The 1,704-nt window shown below is 59.5% G+C and carries 2 protein-coding genes; both read left to right on the top strand.

Annotated elements, in window-relative coordinates; genetic code table 11:
- Positions 1-664: aminotransferase class I/II-fold pyridoxal phosphate-dependent enzyme (locus tag J5224_RS26730; protein WP_264628189.1), on the top strand; the 664-nt coding region annotated here is incomplete at its 5' end.
- Positions 665-705: 41 nt separating this feature from the next.
- The coding region (locus J5224_RS26725) for an iron-containing alcohol dehydrogenase family protein (RefSeq protein ID WP_264628188.1) at positions 706-1,704 on the top strand (999 nt) is incomplete at its 3' end.

Below are 1,704 nucleotides of genomic sequence, written 5' to 3'. Positions count from 1 at the left end.
CTGGGCGCAGGCGCTGTCACAACCGGCCAAAATGGTGGTGTTCAGTAATCCCTCCAACCCCGTGGGCTGCATGTTGGGGCGTGAAGGGTTTGAACGCCTGATTGCCATGACGCCGCCGGACTGCGTGTTGGTGATCGACGAGGCTTACTACGAGTATTGCGCTGCACACCCTGATTATCCCGATAGCCTCTCCGTACTACGTCAGCAGACGCGACCGTGGATTGTGTTGCGCACCTTTTCCAAGGCATACGGTCTGGCTGGCCTGCGCGTGGGGTATGGTTTGGCGTGTCACGCTGAGATGGTAGAACTGCTCGATCGCGTGCGCACGCCGTTCAATATCAATCGTATGGCGCAGGCTGCGGCGCAGGCGGCACTGCTGGATGTGGCGCATGTGGCTCGCAGCGTCACGCATGTCACGCAGCAGCGCGCCTGGCTCCGAGAGCAACTGCACGCCCTGGGATGGTGTGTGGCGCCGTCGCAGGCCAATTTCCTGTTTGTGAATGTCGGGCAGGATAGCGCTGCACTGGCTGAGCGTTTACTGCATTTCGGGGTGATTGTGAAGCCCTGGCTGGAAGCCGGATACACCCAATGGATCCGGATCTCGGTGGGATCAGAGGCCGCCAACCAACAGTGTATCGCGGCGTTGCGCCAGTGTGCGCAGTAATCCCTGCGTCGGCCAATTGACAGAATATTCATGGAGATAACATGCAACAGGTCTACTTTCCCGCGCGCGTGGTACGCGGCGCGGGCGCGATTAACCAGTTGGGCATCCTAGCCGCTGCGCTGGGTAAACGTGCTGTGGTTTTGGGTGGCAAGACTGCGCTGGAGGGGACATCAGCCCTGATTGATGCACAACTGGCGGCTGTCGGGGTGGTCAAATGCGCTGATGTCTGGTACGGCGGCGAGTGCAGCGAAACACAGATTTTACGTCTGGCACAAGCAGTACGAACCCATGCTGCCGATGTGATTATCGTCGTGGGCGGCGGGAAGGCATTGGATACCGGCAAAGCCGTCGGGCTGGAAACTTCCCGCCCGGTTATCACCCTGCCGACGATTGCAGCGACCTGTGCCGCGGTGACGCCGCTGACCATTCGCTATCATGATGACGGTCACTTTCGCGATCTGTACCCTCTGCCGGTGGCACCCGCCGCGGTGATTATTGATTCCGATATTCTTGCCACAGCGCCGCTGCGCTGGCTGGCGGCGGGGCTGGGCGATACGCTGGCAAAATGGTATGAACTGCGTGCCATTAGCGGTGATAGAGATGTCACTGGTTTTGGTGCGTCCTCCATGGCAAACAGCCAGCTCTGTTATCAACAGATTGCCCGGTTTGGTGCCGCCGCCTGTGATGCAGTGCGGCAACGGCAGGCAACACCGGCGTTGGATCAGGTGCTTGATGCCGTCTTCTTGTTTGCCGGGTTGACCTCGTTGATGAGCAATGGCGCTCATGCGGCGGCAGCCCATGCGCTCTACGAGGGCTTTACCGTGTGCGATAAAACGCGTGCTTACGGCCATGGTCTGTTGGTGGGATTTGGCAATCTTTGTTTGCTGGCTCTGGAAGGGCGTAGCGATGAGGAATTGCTTGAGGCCATTGCGTTGGCGAAGGCGTGTGCCATTCCGACATCACTGGCAGCGATTGCACCAACCCTAACCCCTGAGGAAAACGCAGCCATCGTCAACGCGGCCGTGACGGCACCGGATCTG

This window comes from Candidatus Symbiopectobacterium sp. NZEC135 (assembly GCF_025962695.1).
This window is presented reverse-complemented; position numbering and strand designations above follow the sequence as displayed.